The organism is Variovorax sp. YR216 (genome assembly GCF_900107745.1).
In the GTDB taxonomy this organism is placed as follows: Bacteria; Pseudomonadota; Gammaproteobacteria; order Burkholderiales; family Burkholderiaceae_C; genus Variovorax.
The window spans coordinates 233058-253337 of the sequence record NZ_FNRO01000006.1; the positions used below are offsets into that span (position 1 = coordinate 233058).

Below are 20280 nucleotides of genomic sequence, written 5' to 3' on the forward strand. Positions count from 1 at the left end.
CGCTTACCTTGTACCGACGTGTGCGGCCGATTGAATAGCTCAGCGATCTGATGCAGGGTCCATCCCTGCTTCCATCGCTCCCACATCAACGCCTTCTGGCTGTCTGTGTAGTAGGTTCGTGTCCGGTACGCCATCTGCAACACTCCTTCTGCCAACGGCAGTCTTCAGTGTGTTGCATCGACCGGTTGAATCCGCACTCCAAACCAGACATCCATGGCCGCATCACTGCGGCCGAAGCGGACTCCGGCCAGGCACTGGTTCTTCAGAGGCACTTGCTTCCAGCCTTAGGCATAAACCCGATTGGCCATCAACATGAGGCTCTTCGGGAAAGTGATTCCCAACGCTGCGGCAGTCTTCGTATTCACCGCCAAGTCGAACTTCAGTACCAACTCAACCGGTAGGTCCCGAGGGGCGGCACCTCGATAGATTCTTGCGATGTAGTCAGCTGTCTTGTCCAGCACGTAGGCCAAATCCGCTCCATAGCTCATCATTAGCCCTGCTTCCGCGAAGGTGCGAGTGTCGCAAATGGCTGGGAGGCGGTGCTGCAGTGCAAGCTCAGCCAACAGCTTTCGTATGCCCAGGAATTCAGCTGAATTGTTGAGGACGACCGCGTCAACGTTGCGCTGCTTAATCTCAGCAAAGGCGTCTGCAAGCTCCGCGAAGGACCGCAGCTTGACGAACTCCATCCTGATGCTCATCGAGCTAGCCGCTTGAGCCAAAGCCACGTCATACTGTTCGTCGCGCTTGGTGAAGCCGCCTAAGTTTGTCGCCAGGTATGCGACGGCAGATGGACTCGCTAGAGCCTGGACCAGCAATTGAAGTCGCTTGACAGCGAGCTCGACTCCAAAAATGCAGTTCCCCGTGACGTTTCCGCCGGGGTGGGCCAGACTGTTTATGAAGCCGTCACCCACAGGGTCGGCCGAGCTCATCATCACGATGGGGATAGTCTTCGTGGCTTCCAGCGCCGCTTTGACGCTCGGGGAGCCTCCCATGGTGACAATCATGTCAACGCCCATGGAAACGAGTTCCTTGGCCGCCTGCAAGTACTGCGCATCTCCGCCTGAGAAACGTAATGCGAAAACATAGTGTTTGCCTTCAACGAGACCTCGGCGTTCCAGCGCAGCTCGCATGATGGCGGCGGCGTCCCGGTCGGCCGTTGCTCCAGGTGTTAGCAAGACGCCCAGAATCCAGCATCTATCGTCGCAGAGCGCGAGCCGTGGCCAGCATACGAAAGCTGCAGCCGTTGCTGCGCCGACAATGAGGCGGCGGCGAAGTTCCATGGTTCCTCCTCGCGCCACTGAGTTGGCGCCGTTGAGTACCTTTTCTCCGCACATTTTGCTCGTCTTCGGAACCGTCCTCTCCTCGGACTTCCTAAGTCTTGGGGATGACCGGGACCGGCTACAGTCGGCCAGAAGCGGTCCGTTGACTATGTGGCACGACTAGGGCCGTAAACTCGGTGCCCAACGTCCCCAACAGGACGCAATGATGTCATTGCTCCGACGCCTCCGAGCAGAAACCACGGCCGGGTTAGCGAAGGCGCGTGCGTTGCTCCCCAGGTGGGAATGGGTCATAGCGACATGCTTTGCCTCTTCAAGCGGCACGGCGACCGCCCGGACCGCCAGCGGCTCTATCTGGCCACTGGCAAGCAGATAGTCAACGAACGCGGAGCGTACTGCGTCGATCTCGCCTGGAAGACACGGCAGGAGCATTGGTGCCGTGTCGTCTATCGCTACAAGGACGCGTTCTACTTGGGGGCTCCGAACCTGGGCAACAGCCCGAATGCCAAGGTTGGGTTGCTGAAGGTTTGGCCTGACGCGTCGACGATAGCCTTTCCGAGAGGGGCCACATTCGACGGGCGGTGGACCGCCACGTTCAGGGGTGGCACCGTCCTGTTTCAGGCGGACGTTCAGATCGATGGTGACCGGGGCACCTGGTATGGGTACTCTCACATGGTGCAGAAGGACGACAACCAGTGTTTGGTAAAGCGGATGCCCCTGCGAGTTCTGACGAAGACCGATACAGCGATCACGTTTGAAGTCCTGCAAGGAGAGGTTGTGCCCGGGTGTGAGACGTGGCGGATCGGTCTCGTCTGGCTGGATGCAGACACGCTCGCAGGCCAGTTGGCCCAGGGGTGGAACATCAGGCTCACGCGGAAATAACCTGCTCGAGAAGAGCAACGTACAGCGTCGTCTTGGCCGGCCAGAACGGCCGCGTTGTAGCGCCTTGACTGTCTCAAAAGGGCCCACAGGAGCCGCTCAGCAGACGTCGAAACTGCGCAAAGCGGGCATTCACCGGCACTGTTCCAAACATCCGCGTCGCGGGGTTGGTCCTCGGGCACATAGCGATCGGTCGACGAATCCGAAACCGCTCGTTGAAGACGTGCGGCGCCGCTGGTTGCTCGATTGCGGGCTTTCTCGTCCCAAGGGGCGGACTTGGCACCAACTGCACACGGAAAAACACCCCCGGCATGTGACGACCCCAGGGTGATTGCCTAGTTCGGTGGCATCTACACTTTAAGCCAATCCCTCCAGAGAGGATCGCTCATTGCCCGAGCGTTGTTGACCCCAGAGTCCCGGCTGCCCATGCCGGTGGCGACAGACCCTGTCGAGCAGTTGCGCGAGTCGCTTCGTCCTGTCAACCGGGTGGCATCCAACTTGCATAGGACCATGCCGGCTATCAAGCACCTATTCCGTTCACGACCGCACACCTTCGCCCAAGCAACTCGATGACTGTTTCTCTCCGCTCCACGTCTCATTGGTCGACCGCCCTGTCGGTCGCACTCGTCCTGGCTGCCGCGCCCGACTTTTCCGCGGCGCAGACGGCACTCGATGATGTCTTCAAGGCCAAGTCGATCCGTGTCGCGATCCCGACCGACTTCCCGCCCTATGGCTCGGTAGGTACCGACCTCGCGCCGCAAGGCCTCGACATCGACATGGCCCGCTACATCGCCGCCAAGCTCGGCGTGAAGGCCGAGTTGCTGCCGGTGACTACCGCCAACCGCATCGCCTACCTGCAGACCCGAAAGGTTGACCTCGTCATTTCGACGCTGGGCAAGAACCCGGAGCGCGAGAAGGTCATCGATTTCACGGTCGCCTACTCGCCGTTCTTCATCGGTGTGTTCGGACCGAAGTCGATCACGCTCAAGACGCCGGCCGATCTCGCGGGCAAGTCGATCGCGGTCACGCGCGGCTCCGTCGACGACGCGGAGCTGACCAAGGTGGCGCCGCCGGCGACCGAGCTTCGCCGCTTCGAGGACAACAACACCACGATCTCCGCGTTCGTCGCTGGCCAGACCCAACTGGTTGCCACCAGCGCCCAGGTGGCCTCGGCCATGATGAGCAAGAACCCGCAACTGGGCGCCGAATACAAGTTCGTCCTCAAGGATTCGCCCAACTTCGTCGGCGTCGCGAAGGGCGAGGACAAGCTGCGCATGCGCGTCAACGAGATCCTTGCGGAAGCCCGGAAGAACGGCGACCTCGACAAGCTTTCAGTCAAGTGGCTCGGTCGTCCCACCGGCGAACTGCCTGACTGAGCGTCGTTCAGCGACGCTTCGGAACTGTGTCGACATCGGTGTAAACACTCTGATCGACATCTCGCTCTTCACGGACCATCCAAGACCGCAGCTCGCTTCACACGGTCAGGCCGGTGGCGCGCAATTTGCAAAAGGCACGCCATGACCGCCAGCTCGCCGCGCACGCCCAGCAAGACCACCAAAGTCACGCGTATCGACCGTGACGGCGACAGCACGGTGCAGTCGCTCACGCGTGCGATGCAGTTGCTCGAACTCCTCGCGGAGGACGACGAGGGCTATCGGCTGGTGGACATCGCGGCTCACAGCGGCCTGTCGTCGTCGACGGCGCACCGGCTGCTCACGACGCTGGAGCAACGGCAGTTCGTCCAGTTCGACCGCGAGACCAGCCTCTGGTACGTCGGCGTTCGCTGTTTCTCGGTGGGTGCCGCGTTCGGCCGTCGCCGCCGCATAGCGCACCTCGCGCTGCCTGTGATGCGCCGGCTGCGCGACAGCACGGGCGAGAGCATCAATCTCGGCATTGCCGATCTCGGCGACATCGTCTTCGTGACGCAGGTCGAAAGCCGCGAAACGATGCGCGCCATCGGCAAGCCCGGTTTTCGTGCACCGCTTCATGGCACCGCTATGGGGCAGTCGATCCTGGCCGCCATGGCGGAGGAAGACGTGCTGCAGTACTTGCGCACCTACGGGCTGCCGAAGCTCACCAACAACACGATCGCGCGGGCGTCGCGGCTGCACGAGACGCTGGGCGAGGTGCGCCGCGCGGGCCACGCGATCGATGACGAGCAGAACGCGGTGGGCCTGCGATGCATTGCCGCCGCCATCCGCGACGAGCACGGACGGCCCTTCGGTGCGATTTCGCTGGTCGGTCCGACGCAGCGCATCAAGAGTTCCGATTTCGCGCAGATCGGCGCCGGGGTGCGCGCCGCGGCGGACGAGATCACGGCGGCCTACGGCGGCCGCGCCTGCTAGTCCGTCTTCCACCGGCGCACAGCGCCAAGTCCTTGATTCACAAGCGATTTCGATCGCGTTCCCGCGCAGCGGAATAGTCCGCGGCCCGCCGCTGGCGCGCGCTCCAATGGGTGCACTTCAACCGCACACCTGGCAAACAAAACCATGAAAACATTGCTCCCACCGCATGGCGTGAGCCGAGCGCTCACGCGGGTTTGCGACTGGACCGTGATCGCCTGCGGCTGGTGGCTGATCGCGTTGTCCGTCATGACCTGCGTCGAGATGCTCGGCCGCAAGCTGTTCTCGTTCAGCCTTCAGGGCATCGACGAGATCGGCTCGTACACCTACGGCATCGTCGGCGCGTTCGGCTTTGCCTACACGCTCATCACACGCAGCCACACGAGAGTCGACTTTCTTCTGTCGCGCTTCTCAGTCGGGACGCGCGCGGCGCTCAACATGCTCGCCATGGTGAGCTTGGCGGCGCTCGCGCTGCTGTGCCTCTGGCGGGGCTTCAACGTGGTGGTGGAGAGCATCGAGCTGCGAAGCACGGCAGCCACGCCGCTCGCTACGCCGATGTGGATTCCGCAGGCGATCTGGCTGGGCGGCTACTTGATGTTTGCGCTGGTCGCGACCTGGGCCGCGCTGGACGCGCTGCGCCTGTTCCTCAAACGCCGCACGGGGGAACTCAACGAGCGCTTCGGTCCGCAAACGATCGAGGAAGAGATCGAGGCCGAAACCGAAGTCCAGCTGAAGTCGCCATCGTCATCGCCATCGCCTGCGTCGCCGACGGCGCCCATGGCCGCCACCGGAGCCGCATCATGATCGGACCCTTCGAAATTCTCGTGGGCCTGGCGATCATGCTCGGCCTGATGTTCCTCGGCTTTCACGTCGCGACGACGATGCTGGTGGTCGGCCTGCTGGGCGCGCTCATGCACTTCGGCATGCCGGCCATCAACGCAGTGGGCGAGCAACTATGGGCGGCGGGGGAGGACTACCTGCTGCTGTCGATTCCGCTCTACATCCTGCTTGGCGAAATCCTGATGCGCGGCGGCGCCACCGACAAGATGTACCAGTCGCTCGGCCAATGGCTCAATCGCATGCCGGGCGGGCTGCTGCACACCAACATCGGCGCTTCAGCCTTGTTCTCCGCCGTGTCGGGCTCGTCGGTGGCGACCGCCGCGACGATTTCGACCGTGGCGCTGCCGGCCTTCAAGAACCGCAAGTACGACCAGCGCATGGTGCTCGGCACCATCGCTGCCGGCGCCAGCCTGGGCAACCTGATTCCGCCCGGCGTGGCTTTCATCATCTACGGCTCGATGACCAACACCTCGGCGGCGCGGCTGTACATGGCCGGCATCCTGCCGGGCGCCATCATGACGGTGCTGTTCCTGCTCACCATCCTGGCGATCTGCGTCTGGCGGCCTTCGGTGGCAGGCGCTCGCGAGGGCAGCACGGCGCTGATGGAGAAGTTGCGTCACTCCGTGCACCTGCTCGGGCCCCTGGCTGTGTTCGCCGTGGTGATGGGTGGCATCTACACGGGCTGGGCCACGGTGACGGAAAGCGCGGCGCTGGGCGTGATCGTCTGCCTGCCGATCGCGGCGGGCTACAGAAAGCTGAACATCGCGATGCTGCACGAGTGTTTCCGCTCGACCATGCGACTCACCGCGATGACCGCGCTGATCCTGGTGGCCGCGCTGTACCTGAACTTCGTGCTGTCGATGCTGGGCGTGCCGCAGGCGCTGGCCAGTCTCATCAAGTCGGCGGATGTCTCGCCAGTCATGCTGCTCTGGATGCTGGCGGTCCTGTATCTCGTGCTCGGCATTGCGCTCGAGACGATGCCGATGCTCGTCGGCACGCTGCCGGTGGTGTTTCCGATCGTCCAGGCAGCTGGCATCGACCCGGTCTTCTTCGGCGTGTTCATGGTGCTCATGTGCGAGATCTCGCTCATCAGCCCGCCCATCGGCATGACGCTCTACGTGATCCAGGGCGTGCGCGGCGAGGGCTCCATCAACGACGTGTTCCAGGGCACCTTGCCCTTCTTCGCCGCCATGATCGTGATGACCGCGATCCTGATCCACAACCCCTCGATCGCCACCTACCTGCCCAACCTCATGTTCGGCAAGTGAAGGCGTCGTCTTTACCGGTTTTCTTTTGAAGGAGTCAGGCATGAAACTGAAGTTCGTTCTCCCACTGATCGCGGCGGCCCTCGCGCTGGCCCTGCCGGCCCACGCGGACAACCCCAAACTGCGCGTGGCCGGCAACCTGGTGGCCACCGGCCTGATCCAGCAGACCAAGGAGCAGCCCTTCTTCGAGAACTTCGCGAATAACACGGGCCTGCCCATCGATGCCGACTACAAGCCCATGGACGTGCTGGGCGTCAAGGACGCCGATGGACTGCGCGTGTTGAAGTCGGGCCTGTTCGACGTGGTCACGCTGCGCCTGGCCCAGGTCTCGCGGGACGAGCCGTTCTTTCTGGGCCCCGACATCGTGGGCCTGTCGACCGACTACGACGTCGCGCGCAAGGTCGTCGATGCATACCGCGACCCTTTCGACAAGCGCCTGCAGGAGCGCCACGGCGGCAAGCTGCTGGGTATCTACCCCTTCGGCCCGCAGGTCGTGTTCTGCAAGGTGCAGATCAACGGCCTTGCGGACCTGAAGGGGCGCAAGGTGCGCGTGTACGACCAGTCGCTCGCCAAGTTCATCGAGAAGCTCGGCGGCATCCCGGTGACGATTCCCTTCGGCGAGACGCAACAGGCGCTGGAGCGCGGCGTGACGGACTGCGCCATCACGGGCCCCAGTTCGGCCAATTCCGCAGGCTGGCCGGAAGTGACGACGCATTTCATGCCCATCGGCTTCCAGATCGCTCTCAATGCCTACGCGATCAACCTGTCCAAGTGGAACGCGATGACGCCCGACCAGCAGGCGAAGTTGACGGCTGCATTCAGGAAGTTCGAGACCGAGGTGTGGGCCTATTCCAAAGAGCTGTTCGACGATGCGTCGCGCTGCAACGTCGGCAAGGAACCCTGCAAGACGGTCAAGAAATTCGCGATGAAGGATGTCCCGGTCAAGGCTGCCGACGAGCAGATGATTCGCGAGGCCCTGACGACCGTGTCCTTCCCGACGTGGAGCGAGCTGTGCGACAAGTCCTATGACAAATGCTCGGCGACATGGAAGCAGGTCGTCGGTCCGGTGGTCGGTCTCAAGTAGCCCGAGATGCAAGCGCTCTGGCAACTCTCCGCGACGGAACTCGCGGCCGGCTTTCGTGATGCCGCATTCACGCCGAGCGAAGCGCTGCGGTCGTGCCTGCTCCGCAGCGAAGCCGTCAACCCCCGGCTGAACGCACTGGTCGCGCTGGACGTGGAGGGGGCCGCGCACGCCGCCGAGCAGAGCGGCGTCCGGTGGCGTGAAGGACGCGCATTGAGTGCGCTTGACGGCGTGCCGGTCACCATCAAGGACAACCTGCAGGTGCGCGGCTTGCCGACCCGTTGGGGCAGCCGCGCGCTGGCCGGCTTCGTGGCGGAACGGGACGAATTGCCAGTGGCGCGTATGCGGGCGGCCGGTGCTGTGGTCTTTGGCAAGACCAACGTGCCCGAATTCACGATGCAGGGCTACACCGACAACCCGGTGTTCGGCCCCACGGGCAATCCGTGGAATCCGGCACTCACGCCGGGCGGCTCGTCGGGCGGGGCGGTGGCCCTGGTGGCAGCGGGCGGATGCCCGATCGCGCTGGGCACCGATGGCGGTGGCTCGATTCGCAGGCCCGCATCGCACACCAACCTGGTCGGCTTCAAGCCTTCGCGCGGACGCGTGCCGCGAGGCGATGGGCTGCCGCCGATCTTTCTCGACTTCGAGGTGGCGGGGCCAATTGCGCGCAGCGTGGCCGATGCGGCCGCGGTCATGCGGGTGATCGGGCGAGGGCCGGTGGAGGAGGGGAGTGCTACCCGCGCGCGCATTCTCTTCATCCCTCGCTTCGCGCATCATCCAGTCGATCCGCAGATCGCCGCGTTGACCGAAGCGGCCGCGCGCAAGCTGGCCGCGATGGGCCACGAGGTCACGACGGCACAGGACTTCGACATGGCCGAGGCGGTCAATGAGCGCTGGCCGCTGCTGGCGCAGGTGGGCCTGGCCTGGCTCGTTGCGCACCCTCGGGAACTGTCGGGCCGGCCTTTCGATGCGTCGTCGTTCGGCCCGGCCATGCAGGCCAATGCCGAGACCGGTCGCAAGGCGTCTGCGGCGGATCTGTTCGAGCTGCTGTTCGAAGCCGAGCGGCTGCGCGCCGGGCTGTCGGGCGTGTTCGACCGCTACGACTTCCTGCTGACGCCGGCGGCCGCCGCGCTGCCTTGGCCGGCGAACGCGTCGCACCCGCCGCGCATCGATGGCCGCGAAGTCGGACCGAGAGGCCATGCGGTGTTCGCGGGGTTCGCTAACGCCGTGGGCTTGCCTGCCATTGCGCTGCCCTGCGGCTTCGCAGGCGGAATGCCGGTCGGCATGCAACTGGTCGCGCGCGAGGGAGCGGATGACGCGCTGCTCGCGCTGGCCCACTCGATCGAGCAAGCCCATCCATGGCAGCGATTCCCCGACCTTTGACGGATTCCGCGCCCGCGGTGCCCGAGCTCACGCCCGAGGCTGCCGCTCAGGCGTTGGGTCGTGCCCGGCGCGACGGCCGACGCGTGCTGTCGGCGCTGCTTCAGGCGCGCGACCGTGACAAGGCCTACGCGATCCAGGATGAGACGTTGGCTGCGAGCGGCGCGGTCGGAGGCTGGAAAGTCGGCGCGACGGGTCCGGGTCAGGAGCCGGTGTGTGCGCCGCTGCCGGCCACGGGGCTGGTGCCCGGTGGGTCGGCGCTCCAGGGCTGTGCATGGCACTTGCGTGGAACCGAAGTCGAGGTCGCATTCCGGCTCCGGTCCGACCTGCCGCCGCGCGCTCGGCCGTACACGCGGGACGAGGTCGCGTTGGCGATCGAGTCCGTGCTGCCGGTGATCGAGGTGGCAGAAACCCGACTTTCCGACTGGCTCGATGCCGAGCCAACGGCACTGCTTGCCGACCTGCTGAGCCATGGCGGACTTGTGCTGGGCGCGCCCGAGCCCTTCGATGGCGCCTGGTTCGACCTGAGGCAGACCGAGGTCGTGATGCGCTTCGACGACCAGGTCGTCGCGCACACCGTCGGCGAGCACACGCACCCCGATGTCGGCGGGCTGCTGGTGTGGCTGGCCAATCATTGCATTGCGCGTGGCGCGAGTCTGCAGGCCGGCCAGATCGTCACGACCGGCTCGTGCACCGGAATGCTGTTCGCCTCGCAAGGAACAGCGGTGCGCGTTGAAGTGGCAGGCCTCGCGCCGCTGAGCGTCTTCTTCTGAACTTCTCGAAGCCGACCACAGGAAATCGATATGTCCCTTTCAAAGATCGATGCAGCCGCCGAGGCACTGATCCGTGCTCGCCGCGAAAGCACCGTGGCGCTCGCCGCGCCGCTGGCCGACGCGCTGGGCGACGCTGGTGATGCCTACGCGGTGCAGGGGCGGGTTGCGGCCGAACTCGGCTGGTTCGCGACCTCGCCGCCACGCTACTGGAAAGCAGGAGGCGCGTCGCGCGACGCGGCGTTGACCTGCGCGCCGCTGCCGCCCGGCGGCGTGTGGACGAGTCCGGCCCGCGCCGGCGAGTGGCCGTTCCACCTTCGCGGGATCGAGGCCGAAATTGCCCTTCGCCTGGGACGCGATGTCGACCAGGCGCTCGCATCGACGCTGGATGCGCGCACCGCGCCCGCCTTGGTCGACGCGATGACCGTCTCGATAGAGATCGTCGATTCGCGTTGGCAGGAGGCGCTCGATGCGCCGGGGCTGTGCAAGCTGGCCGACCTGCAATCGCACGGTGCGCTGGTGCTAGGCGACTGGGTTCCCTTTGTCGCGCGCGACTGGGGTGCACAGGCCTGCGCAGTGTGCATCGGCTCGCAGGCGACAGTCGAACGCCGCGGCACCCATTCGCTCGGCGACCCTGCGTACCTGCTGCCCGCGTGGCTGCGTCATGCGACCCGCGACGGCAGTCGCCTGGCGGCCGGCACGGTGGTAACCACCGGCACGTGGGTCGGCATCCTGAATGCGGTCGAGGGCGACTTCGTCACCGCTGAATTTCCGGGCATCGGCCATGCGTCGGTGCAGTTGTAAACCCTGAACGAGACAAAGGACTGAGACACACATGATCGCTCTCGACAACCATCCCAGCGGCCGCCATTTCCTGCAGATCCCGGGGCCGAGCCCTGTGCCTGACCGCATCCTGCGGGCGATCAGCCTGCCCACCATCGACCATCGCGGTCCCGAGTTCGCGACGCTCGGCAAGAAGGTGATCAGTGGATTGCAGGCGGTGTTCCAGACGCGGCATCCGGTGGTCATCTACCCCGCGTCGGGAACCGGCGCGTGGGAGGCAGCGCTGGTCAACGTGATGAGCCCCGGCGACAACGTGCTGATGTTCGAGACGGGCCACTTCGCAACGCTGTGGCAGAAGATGGCGCAGCGGCTCGGCCTGGAGCCGGAGTTCCTCGCACTGCCGGGCACCGACGAGACCGGCCTGCCGCGGAGCTGGCGCCATGGCGTGCAGGCCGACCTGATCGAGGAGCGCCTGCGAAAGGACGGCGCGCATCGCATCAAGGCGGTGTGCGTGGTGCACAACGAGACCTCCACCGGCGTGACCTCCGACATCGCGGCCGTGCGGCGCGCGATCGATGCCGCAGGCCACCCGGCCTTGCTGATGGTCGACACGATCTCCGGCCTGGCGAGCGCCGACTACCGCCACGACGAGTGGGGTGTCGACGTGACGGTGAGCGGATCGCAGAAAGGCCTGATGCTGCCACCGGGTATCAGCTTCAATGCCCTCTCGCCGAAGGCCATCGAAGCCAGCAGGTCGGCTCGCCTGCCCAAGGCCTTCTGGGCTTGGGACGAGATCGTCGAGATGAACAAGGGTGGCTACTGGCCCTACACGCCGAGCACGAACCTGCTCTACGGCCTCAGCGAAGCGCTCGACATGGTGCTGGCGCAAGGCTTGCCGTCGGTGTTCGCACGCCACCAGCGTTGGGGCGAGGGCGTTCGCACGGCCGTGCGTGCATGGGGCCTGCCGACGCAATGCGCGGACGAGCGGGTGCATTCGCCGGTGTTGACGGGCGTCATCACGCCGCAAGGAGTCGATGCCGATGCGCTGCGGCGTGTGATCCACGAGCGCTTCGATCTTTCGCTCGGCGCGGGGCTCGGCAAACTCAAGGGGCGGATGTTCCGGATCGGGCACCTGGGCGATTGCAACGACCTCACCCTGATGGCCGCGCTGACGGGCGTCGAGATGGGCCTCAAGCTGGCGGGGATTCCGCTGGCCGGTAGCGGCGTGCTGGCAGCCATGGCGTACTTTTCGGAGGAGCCACGGGCCGGGGCGTAGCGATCTCTTCCTTGCAGGAATGGGCTCCTGGGTGTTGGAGAGTCTCGATGAGGGAAGCGAAAAGGGCGACCTCGAAAGCATCCTCGGAGAAGAGGAGATGGGCGCCCGGTCGCGCCCGATCTCATTCGGCTGGCCGAGTCTCGGACCACCATCCTCGTGCCAGATGCAGCAGTGGCGTTCCGGGGTACACCCGCGTCGATGCCGCGGTGTTCTTCACGCTTAGTAGGAATCTGCAGATTCAGCTCAACGTCAAGAAGCTGTAGGTGCGCAAGGGTACGAGCAACCTCTTCGTTGCCGTCGAGCCCAAAGCGGGGCAATGAGTCGTTTCGGCGACCGTGCATTGAGGCAAGGCCGACGTCGTCGGCTTCGTTGCGACGCTGCTTGGCGATAGATTCCCGGGGGTCATCGCCATCGGCGGCGGCGTACCGATCAAGGCTGGATCGGAAACGATTGGCGGCGTCGGTGTTTCGGGCGCACCGGGCGGTCATACAGACGAAGCATGCGCTAAGGCCGGAATTGCGAAGGTGGTGGCAAGGCTCAACTGATCTGCCCGACGGGACGCGATCGCCATCAATGTCGGCAATGCCACGATGTGTCTGCTCACCAGCGCTGTGATCATCTGGTTTCGGGAATGAACATGGAGAGATCAGGCGCCGACGGGCGCCAGGTGGCGACGGTCGGCCGAACCGTTGGTCTTCGGTTGCAAATTCGATACGGCCCTCATGAGCTTCCACTCCGAGGGGCCAACGTCGTCCGATTCAGTCTGTCGCGTTCGATCTCGTACGGCAGGTACGCAGCGGACGCTGCCGTTCCCGGCCTTCCGGCGAACGTGTTGGCTGCTCGCCTCACGGACAACCCATCGAATGGAAGGTAGTTCATGCAGAATGCCAGTCTCGTTCGTCGCTTCCTGGGCCAACAACGATGACAGCCAGTTCCTTCTTGTTTTCGCTTCTGAAGACGACTTCGATTTCGATGCGAGGGCTTACGCGTTGGGGAATCGGGTCGGTGCTTTCGATGGCCCTAGGCATCGCCAGTGCGGGCAAGCCGTACAGTTACTTCGTCACCGGGGACGCTGACGCGCAAGTCGCGACGCTGCAATCATCTTCAACGCCCTCGGTTGTGTTGATGGGTGGTGGCCCGGACGTCGACGAGGCATTCCGCTGGATGATCGCCAGAGCGGGCATCAAGCCGGGAACGGGCGGCCGATTCGTTGTGATCCGTGCGACGGGCACCGACGCCTACGATCCTTACATCTACTACAGCGACGCGGCGCTGACGACCGCGACGACCGTCGCCGATCAGTGGGTCGGCGGTGCATCGCTCGGTCTGAGCTCTGTCGAAACGCTCGTCATACCCAGCGTCGCGGCAGCGAATGATGCCTTCGTGAATTCAGTCGTGGGCAGGGCGAACGCTGTATTCATTGCAGGCGGCGATCAGAGCGACTACATCAATTTCTGGAAGGGCACCAGGCTGGATCAGACGCTTCAGGGTTTGTTGGCGAACAATGTGCCGATCGGTGGCACGAGTGCCGGCATGGCTGTGTTAGGCCAGTTCGACTTCGCAGCGCTTCGAGGAAGCGTCACCAGCACGCAGGCCTTGGCCGATCCGTTCAATAAATACATGACGCTCGACCCGAGTCCGCTGAGTCTGACCGGCGGCTTCTTGACGCCCCCGGCCCTGGCCTCGACCATCGTCGATGCGCATCTCGACAGCCGCGATCGAATGGGGCGCCTGATCGCCTTCGTGTCGCGGCTCGTGGCCGTCAATTCGAACTCCGGTTGCCCTGGCGGCATCCTCGCCTCGGGCAGCGGCTTCGCGGCCGCTCGCGGTATCGGCGTGGATGTCGAGACTGCCTTACTGGTGCAGGGCAACAAGGGATCGCATGCCTTCACGGCGCGAAGAGTCACGAATCCGTCAACGACTTCGGAAAGCGCGGTGTATTTCGTGCGGCCGCTGAATTCACCGACTGTCTGTGCCCCCGGGACGCCGTTGACCGCGACGAACGTCGAGATCAAGAAGCTTGCGGACTCCCAGACGATCTTCAACCTATCGGACTGGACGGGCTTACCGAGCTACTTCGTCGACGCAATTTCCGGCGCGTTGACATCTTCCCCCTATTGAGAGGGTCGTCCTACGTCTCACGGCGTGGCATAGCCCGACGTCAAGCTGCAGATTCCCGAGATGAGTCCCGCCTGCGCGCTGCAAAGGGACATCGTCTATCTCACCGGCTACGGTTTCCGGCCCACCACGGCGGCCCGATGCATCTCGCCGATCAGTTGCGAACCACTGAGTAGCGTGGCCCCACGAGCACCGCGACGGGAACGCGATGCTCAGTCCTGGCTGCCGACGTCGTCGCGCTTGTCGCCGGTGATCATCGAGGCGGGCAGGTTCTCGCGCCAATGCCAGCTCATGGCCGCAACGCCGGCAAGGTGCAGCGCGACCGCGACGAGCATTGCGTCGGCCAGCCACGCGTGCAGATCATGCACGCGTTCGTCGCCCCAGAACGCGTCGAGCCGGCTCATCCATCCGGTGAGCCCCAGCAGCAGGACCAGCAACCATTGCAGCCACACCATCCACAGGCCCAGCGGGTCATGGCCGAGTTGACGCGGTGCGTGGCCGCGAAGATAGGCCAGCGTCGCACGCACGGAAGGCTTCAGCGCCGCGAAGCTTCCATGGCCTCGGACAAGCGCCGCCCACAGCAAGCGCATGAACACCACGCCGACAGCCACGTAGCCGAGCGCTCGATGCAGCGGGCCTCCGTCGTCGCGCACGAGATCGAAGATCACCAGCCCCGCTAGCGACCAATGCAGAAGACGAACGGCTGCGTCCCACACGGGCACGCGGCCGTCGGATGCAAGCTCCCGTTGGCGGGAGGCCGGCATGGCCTACTTCTCGATCTCGGTCTTCACCGGCTCAAGGGTCTTGGCGTCGAAGTAGATCTCGACCTTCTTGCCCTCCTTGTTCTTGCCGTAGATCTCGTAGCAGTTGCCATCGACCTTGAACTTGCTGATCGTGTAGCCGTGCGCTTCGATCTTGCTCTTGGCGTCGGCCTCCTTCATCCATTCGGCCTTCGGGTAGGCCTTGCAGTCGGCTTTCGCGAAAGCGGCGGTGGTTGCGAACGCGGCGACGATGCCCAGCGTCGCGTTGATGATGATCTGGTTCATGGTGCTCCTCGTAGGACTGGTTTCGAGGGGCAGTCTAGCATCGCGATGAGAATGCTTCTTATTGACGTTCACAGAGCATGGGCTTTCGTGGAAGGGGCCCTGGTCTGCGAGTCGGACATTCGTGGTCGGCCTCATCGGCGTCGCTGCAGCGCAAAGATCAGCGGGCAGGACACCGCGCCTCGCACGTTCTCGCATTCACTCACCAGGCGTGCCAGCACGGATTCGATCCGGCGCAGATCGGCGAGTTGCTCACGCACATTGTCGAGCTTGCGCTGGCCCAGCGTTCGCGCTTCGAAGCAGTGCGTCCCGTCGTCGAGCGCAAGCAGGCAGGAGCTTGGCAAACCACCCTTCGCCAGCGAACGCCAGCAGGCTTGGGTGCCACTGGCGATGGCGCAGCCATCCGAGCGCGTTGGCGAGCAGCGCCACGCCCGCGAACAGCGGGAGCAGTCGGCTCATGATGAGGCCTTCGTACTCGGCAAAGATCCCGAGGCCCAAGGCCGCGCCGAGGCTCGCCAGTGCCGGAAAGCAGGCCGGGCATGCGGCTGCTGAGACGATGCTTCCGACGACGCCAGCCATGGTCGGTGTGTCGCTGTGGGATCTTTTTTCGCCGGCAAACAAGCGCTGCGCCGTGAGGGGCTGCGCGACTCCACGGGCGCGCCAGTGACTCGCCAACAGAGTTCATCGGGTCGCGTGGTTCCCGGCTCAGTGCCGACCTGCCCGCAGTGCGGCCACGCCAAGCGAGAAGACATGCCCGTGAACGCGTGCCAGTTCTCTACGAGTGATTAGCCATCGGCGTCTCACGCTGGCTACAGACGCGGCCGAACAAGCCGAATCCAGAGGGCGGCGCCGACTCCTATCCAAAGCAACACGATCACCACTGCGCCAACTCGGCTGCTCGGCTTCGATCCCTGCGTCTTCATCCAAACGTCTGCTTGCGTCCGGCAGTCGGCGAGTACCTCGGGCGGCAAGAGCCTGATGGTCAGCCAGACCAAGCCGGGGAGCAGCAAGACATCGTCCACGTAACCGAGCACCGGAACGAAGTCCGGAATGAGGTCTATGGGACTTAGCGCGTACGCCACGACGAAGACGCCCAGGGCCTTCGCATGCAAAGGCGTTGCAGGGTGTTTGCCGGCGAACCAGAGCGTCACGCCGTCGCGCTTGATTCGCTTCGCCCAGCTCCTCAGCTTGTCGCCTATGGTCATAGCCGCAATCTTGCCATGACGTCTCAACGCTCCGCAGCGAACCGCAATCCCGCAGCCGACCTTTGGGGCTACGGATGAGAGGCGGCGTGCTCCGCGGTGGCATTCATGAAGCTTTCGAGGATGGCACATGAATGGGACGGGTCGCCGTCGCATTGCGCGCGCAGGGCGACCAGTTGCTTTTCCAACGTTCGCAAGGCCTTGGCGTTGCCGGACCTGGTCGATGTGCTCGTCGAGCAAGGCATCGACATGGCTGCAGGACTGGTCCGGCGCGGCGGCGAACTCCAGCAACTCCCGGATCTCGGAAGGTGGGATGTCCAGCGACCGGCAATGACGGATGAACTGCAGGCGCTGCATGTGCCGGTCGGCATAGCGGCGGTAGCCTGACGGCTCCCGCTCCGGTGCCTCCAGGAGGCCTTCGCGCTCGTCGGAGGCGCGGCTATCGGCAGGTGGGTGCCCCTTGCGGAAGTGGCGGCCTCAGGAAAGCAGACGTTCGAGGCGACCGGCAGCTTCATGCCCTGAGGAAAGATAGCCCTCTATAGAACCACGTGCTGCATGCGCCCAATCCGCGTTAGTCAACCACTGCGCGTCGCATCGATTTTGTTGGTGCAAGCAGCCCTTCAGGGTTTCGCGAAATCAGTTCCTCGAATCTTCGGCGCACCTCCGCCATGGCATCGACTGCTATCGGCGTCGGATTACCCAAGCGTCGTGTGACGATTCCGATGGAACGCAGCGGACCATCCGCGATGTCGAACCGCTGTAGTCGGAGCAACGGCATGGCAGCCAGATAGGGAAGCACTGCAACTCCTAAACCCTCATTCACGAACGCGGCCACGGTGCCGAGTTGGTCGAACTGCATCTTCGGCCGGAATTCAATGCCGCGCTGCAGATATGCAGCGCTGATGTAGCGCAACGCAGTGCTGTTGTCCGTCATTGTGATGAGAGGCAAGGAAATCATTTCTTCCAGGCACACTACAGAATTCAACTTCCGCCTCCAACGTCGGCCAGCGAGCAGAACGAAACGGTCTCGGACCACTTCCTCGTAGTGCAGGTCTGGGTGGGAAGGTGCGACCGAAGCAAGCGCGAAGTCCACCTGATAGCGCAGCACTTGTCCCACGGCCGTTGTATTGCTGCAGTCATTGACAGTGATGCGGGACGCAGCGTGGCGTGCTTCCAGCGCGGCGCACACTTGGGGGAGGAGCACACTGGCTAGCGAAGGAAACGCTGCGATGGCTAGATGTCTCGCCTCGCGCTCCGCCGAGGATTGCAGTCGCTTGAGACCGGCCTCGTACTCGCCCACCACACTGCGCGCTACCGCCACGAGCTGTGCGCCGCCCGCTGTCAGTCGAACATGCCGCGTAGTGCGCTCGAACAGTGGTAGTCCCAAGGACTCCTCTAAGTCGCGAACTGCCTTGCTCAGACTGGGTTGAGTCATGAACAACTGTTCAGCCGCCTTGCTGAAATTCAGTGACTCCGCCAGGGCCAAAAACATGCGCAGGTGTCGAGGGGAAACATTCATTCCGCGATTCTATAAATTAATAGAAATCTGGAACTTCACCGATAGATGACCCGGCGATAGCATTGCCGTCATCCAAGATTCATCGACAACTCATACATGGCTCGCATTCCCTACGCCGACATCCAGACCGATGTTGTGCGTCCCTTGGCGGACAAGATAGTCACCCAACGCGGCAGCGTCCTGCACCTGTACCAGATGCTTCTGCACAGCCCGGCTGTTGCGGATGGTTGGCTCGCATACCTCACTTCCATCCGGAAAAAATCTAGCTTGGACGGAGCCCTGCGCGAGTTGGTCATCATGCGCGTTGCATTGCTGAACCGCGCACCGTACGAGGCCGACCAGCATGCGCCTATCGCATTGAGTGAAGGGGTCTCGGAAGGAAAGCTGGCAGGTTTGGCTGACTGGCCGCAGTGCCCGCTATTCGATCCGCTCGAGAGAGCGGTCCTGGCTTATGTGGATGCGATGACACGCCAGGTGCAGGTCGCCGATGAAATTTTCGTGGCCGTCGCGGCGCACTTCGCACCACAGCAACTAGTCGACCTCACGGCCACGATTGCTGCCTACAACATGGTGTCGCGGTTTCTCGAAGCGCTGCAGATTCACTCCCACGACGCGCGCTGAAATCACCAACTAAACCACTGGAGACGAAACCATGAAGAAACTCACTCTGCTCGCCGCGATGCTGCTGCCAATCGCGGCCCTGGCGCAAGGAAATTGGCCGGAGAAGGCCATCACCTTTGTCGTCCCCTTCCCGCCTGGGGGGCCGACGGACCTCATGGCTAGGCTAATTGCCACGCCCCTGTCGAAGCGGTTGAACGTCCCCGTCATCGTAGACAACAAGGCTGGTGCCAGCGGCAACATTGGAACCATGCAGGTCGTCCGGGCCAAGCCCGACGGTTACACCATCCTGCTGGCCGCCAGCGGAAATCTCTCGGTCAACCAGTACCTCTACAAGAATCTGGGCTTCGACCCGGTCAAGGATTTGGCTCCGATTGTCCAAATCTCGAAGTTTCCCCTGGTGCTGGAGGTGTCGGGAACGAGCTCTATCAAATCCTTCAAGGATTATGTGGAGTACGCCAAGAAGCCGATGAATCGAGTCACGTTCGCATCGGCGGGCAATGGCACTCCACAGCATCTCGGCGGGGAGCTGTTCAAGGCCAGCGCCAAGGTTGACATCACGCATATCCCGTACAAGGGCGCGGGACCCGCAATCGTGGACTTGATGGGCGGTCAGGTCACCAGCATGTTCGACATTCTTGGCAGCTCGATGCAGCACATTAAGTCGGGCAAGCTTCACGCGCTTGCTGTGACGACCAAGAACCGTTCCGAACAACTACCGGATGTTCCCTCGATTAGCGAACTTGGTTACCCGAATTTCGAGTACTACGCATGGCACGGCATCTCGACGACCGCGGGCACTCCGAAGCCAGTCATCGACCGACTGAACGCTGAGATTCGTGAAATCTTCCAGGATTCGGCATTCAGGGCGCAATGGAAGGAGATTGGTTCGGACGTCGTCGTGGGAACTCCCGAACAGTTTGGAGAGGTCACCCGCAACGAGGCTCGAAAAATGGAGACTCTCATCAAGAGCCTGAACATCCAGCTGGACTGAGCATGAGCCCTCATCGACGTTCGCAGGAGGTCCGCGCCGCCTCCCGGCGCTATAGGAAAGGCTCTCTTGCGAGGCAGTTCTTGCGCACTAAACCAGACGGTCGGAGTTGCGTTTCAAGAGCTTGGTCTAAGCTCCCGCCCGCCGTCGCGCGTCCTGCGCATCCGCCCCCGAGACCCCGCCTGCTCCGGACAGCCGCGAGCGCCTGGTCCAGGCAGCGCACGAACTCGTGGTCGAACGTGGCCTGGCGGGATTGAAGGTGCTCGACGTGGCGTCAAGGGCGAACGCGAATGTGGCCCTCATCAGCTACCACTTCGGCAACCGCGACGGGCTGCTGGATGAGGTGGTCCGACGTACTGCCGTCCAGATCGCGAATGCGCGATCTGAGCGCCTCGCGGCCTTGCTCGCGAGCAGCGGCGGCGAGCCGCCGAGCCCACGGGCGGTGCTGCGTTGCTGGGAAGACCCGTGGATAGAAAATGTGGAGCGCGAAAACAGTCGCGAGGTCATGCAACTGCTGTTGCACGTGATGTTCGCAGCGGACGTCGCCCCGGAGCGCAAAGAGCACCTGTTGGAGGACTCGGTGCGTGTCACTGCGTTGTTTCTTGACGTGCTGGCCCAGTGCTATCCGGGCGTGCCACGCGAGAAGATGACGTGGCGCATGCTTTGCGCCATCGGAGCGAGCTATCTGGTCCTCGGCCAGAAGTCGCCCGTGGGCTGGAGCGTGCTGTCCTCAAAGGGAAAAGTTGCTGCCCAGCCAAGGACAAAAGATGCCGCCGATGAGTTGGTGGCATTCATCCTCGGGGGATTCTCGGCACCAGTCGATCTTGGCGAAGGTGCCAGAGGCGGGCCGGGCTCGAAACGGAAGCTTTCGAGCTAGAGCTTCCGTCCGCCGGTGC

The 20280-nt window shown here is 63.6% G+C and carries 21 protein-coding genes and 3 pseudogenes; 15 read left to right on the forward strand and 9 right to left on the reverse strand.

The genetic code is table 11. The features are described from left to right. Window positions 1-8 precede the first annotated feature (8 nt). Together BLW05_RS36465 and BLW05_RS18600 are read right to left on the reverse strand one after the other, a co-directional pair. Window positions 9-134, reverse strand: a pseudogene (locus BLW05_RS36465) (IS30 family transposase); the annotation flags it as partial. A gap of 150 nt (window positions 135-284) precedes the next feature. After that, window positions 285-1280: an ABC transporter substrate-binding protein gene (locus tag BLW05_RS18600; RefSeq protein ID WP_177142713.1), complete on the reverse strand. Its 996-nt coding sequence runs from the start codon at window positions 1278-1280 to the stop codon at window positions 285-287. A gap of 282 nt (window positions 1281-1562) precedes the next feature. On the opposite strand from BLW05_RS18600, the gene BLW05_RS18605 reads away from it, so the two are divergent. From BLW05_RS18605 to BLW05_RS18660, 12 genes are all read left to right on the forward strand, one after another. Beyond that, a complete protein-coding gene (locus BLW05_RS18605) occupies window positions 1563-2159 on the forward strand; it encodes a hypothetical protein (protein WP_093164888.1) in 597 nt (198 codons plus the stop codon). A gap of 566 nt (window positions 2160-2725) precedes the next feature. Then, the gene (locus BLW05_RS18610; RefSeq protein WP_093164889.1) at window positions 2726-3532 is read left to right on the forward strand and encodes a transporter substrate-binding domain-containing protein; all 807 of its coding nucleotides are present in this window, start codon (window positions 2726-2728) and stop codon (window positions 3530-3532) included. Window positions 3533-3673: 141 nt separating this feature from the next. Then, window positions 3674-4501 (forward strand): IclR family transcriptional regulator, encoded by an 828-nt coding sequence (locus tag BLW05_RS18615; RefSeq protein WP_093164891.1) that lies wholly within the window; start codon window positions 3674-3676, stop codon window positions 4499-4501. A gap of 144 nt (window positions 4502-4645) precedes the next feature. Next, window positions 4646-5302: a TRAP transporter small permease subunit gene (locus BLW05_RS18620; protein WP_093164893.1), complete on the forward strand. Its 657-nt coding sequence runs from the start codon at window positions 4646-4648 to the stop codon at window positions 5300-5302. Further along, entirely contained in the window at window positions 5299-6606 is a 1308-nt protein-coding gene (locus BLW05_RS18625; RefSeq protein WP_093164894.1) for a TRAP transporter large permease, read from the forward strand. The genes BLW05_RS18620 and BLW05_RS18625 overlap by 4 nt, the downstream gene beginning before the upstream one ends. Window positions 6607-6646: 40 nt before the next feature. Then, window positions 6647-7687 carry a TRAP transporter substrate-binding protein gene (locus BLW05_RS18630; RefSeq protein WP_093164896.1) on the forward strand — a complete coding sequence of 347 codons (1041 nt, stop codon included), beginning with the start codon at window positions 6647-6649 and terminating at the stop codon, window positions 7685-7687. Window positions 7688-7693: 6 nt separating this feature from the next. Continuing rightward, the gene (locus BLW05_RS18635; RefSeq protein ID WP_093164898.1) at window positions 7694-9067 is read left to right on the forward strand and encodes an amidase; all 1374 of its coding nucleotides are present in this window, start codon (window positions 7694-7696) and stop codon (window positions 9065-9067) included. Continuing rightward, the gene (locus tag BLW05_RS18640) at window positions 9043-9837 is read left to right on the forward strand and encodes a 2-keto-4-pentenoate hydratase (RefSeq protein WP_093164899.1); all 795 of its coding nucleotides are present in this window, start codon (window positions 9043-9045) and stop codon (window positions 9835-9837) included. Before BLW05_RS18635 ends, BLW05_RS18640 begins: the two co-directional genes overlap by 25 nt. Before the next feature lie 30 nt (window positions 9838-9867). Next, the gene (locus tag BLW05_RS18645; protein ID WP_093164900.1) at window positions 9868-10638 is read left to right on the forward strand and encodes a fumarylacetoacetate hydrolase family protein; all 771 of its coding nucleotides are present in this window, start codon (window positions 9868-9870) and stop codon (window positions 10636-10638) included. Between the two features lie 31 nt (window positions 10639-10669). Continuing rightward, on the forward strand, window positions 10670-11893 hold the full coding sequence (locus tag BLW05_RS18650; RefSeq protein WP_093164901.1) for a pyridoxal-phosphate-dependent aminotransferase family protein: 1224 nt from the start codon (window positions 10670-10672) through the stop codon (window positions 11891-11893). A gap of 404 nt (window positions 11894-12297) precedes the next feature. Beyond that, window positions 12298-12438, forward strand: a complete 141-nt coding sequence (locus BLW05_RS18655; RefSeq protein ID WP_371126952.1) for a heme-binding protein — start codon at window positions 12298-12300, stop codon at window positions 12436-12438. A 469-nt stretch (window positions 12439-12907) separates the two neighbouring features. After that, window positions 12908-14014, forward strand: a complete 1107-nt coding sequence (locus BLW05_RS18660; RefSeq protein WP_256330371.1) for a cyanophycinase — start codon at window positions 12908-12910, stop codon at window positions 14012-14014. A gap of 209 nt (window positions 14015-14223) precedes the next feature. On the opposite strand, the gene BLW05_RS18665 is transcribed toward BLW05_RS18660, so the two are convergent. The 7 genes and pseudogenes from BLW05_RS18665 to BLW05_RS18685 all read right to left on the reverse strand — a co-directional run bounded on the left by BLW05_RS18665 (window position 14224) and on the right by BLW05_RS18685 (window position 17775). Beyond that, complete coding sequence (locus BLW05_RS18665) at window positions 14224-14775, reverse strand: cytochrome b/b6 domain-containing protein (protein WP_093164903.1); 552 nt, start codon at window positions 14773-14775, stop codon at window positions 14224-14226. 3 nt (window positions 14776-14778) lie between these two features. Continuing rightward, window positions 14779-15057 carry a PepSY domain-containing protein gene (locus BLW05_RS18670; RefSeq protein ID WP_218135192.1) on the reverse strand — a complete coding sequence of 93 codons (279 nt, stop codon included), beginning with the start codon at window positions 15055-15057 and terminating at the stop codon, window positions 14779-14781. Window positions 15058-15188: 131 nt separating this feature from the next. After that, the gene (locus BLW05_RS35960; protein WP_177142695.1) at window positions 15189-15398 is read right to left on the reverse strand and encodes a hypothetical protein; all 210 of its coding nucleotides are present in this window, start codon (window positions 15396-15398) and stop codon (window positions 15189-15191) included. Window positions 15399-15408: 10 nt separating this feature from the next. Beyond that, window positions 15409-15633: pseudogene (locus BLW05_RS18675) on the reverse strand (MerC family mercury resistance protein); the annotation flags it as partial. A gap of 230 nt (window positions 15634-15863) precedes the next feature. Then, the gene (locus BLW05_RS36470; protein WP_143044852.1) at window positions 15864-16259 is read right to left on the reverse strand and encodes a YkvA family protein; all 396 of its coding nucleotides are present in this window, start codon (window positions 16257-16259) and stop codon (window positions 15864-15866) included. Between the two features lie 258 nt (window positions 16260-16517). Beyond that, window positions 16518-16667 (reverse strand): annotated as a pseudogene (locus tag BLW05_RS36800) (MerR family transcriptional regulator); the annotation flags it as partial. Window positions 16668-16827: 160 nt separating this feature from the next. After that, window positions 16828-17775, reverse strand: a complete 948-nt coding sequence (locus BLW05_RS18685) for a LysR family transcriptional regulator (RefSeq protein WP_093164908.1) — start codon at window positions 17773-17775, stop codon at window positions 16828-16830. Between the two features lie 96 nt (window positions 17776-17871). Here BLW05_RS18685 and BLW05_RS18690 point away from each other — a divergent pair, with 96 nt between their 5' ends. The 3 genes from BLW05_RS18690 (at window position 17872) to BLW05_RS18700 (ending at window position 20261) form a co-directional block, all read left to right on the forward strand. After that, entirely contained in the window at window positions 17872-18396 is a 525-nt protein-coding gene (locus BLW05_RS18690; RefSeq protein ID WP_093164910.1) for a carboxymuconolactone decarboxylase family protein, read from the forward strand. 31 nt (window positions 18397-18427) lie between these two features. After that, on the forward strand, window positions 18428-19387 hold the full coding sequence (locus tag BLW05_RS18695) for a Bug family tripartite tricarboxylate transporter substrate binding protein (protein ID WP_093164913.1): 960 nt from the start codon (window positions 18428-18430) through the stop codon (window positions 19385-19387). Window positions 19388-19589: 202 nt separating this feature from the next. Continuing rightward, window positions 19590-20261: a TetR family transcriptional regulator gene (locus BLW05_RS18700; RefSeq protein WP_093164915.1), complete on the forward strand. Its 672-nt coding sequence runs from the start codon at window positions 19590-19592 to the stop codon at window positions 20259-20261. Window positions 20262-20280 lie beyond the last annotated feature (19 nt).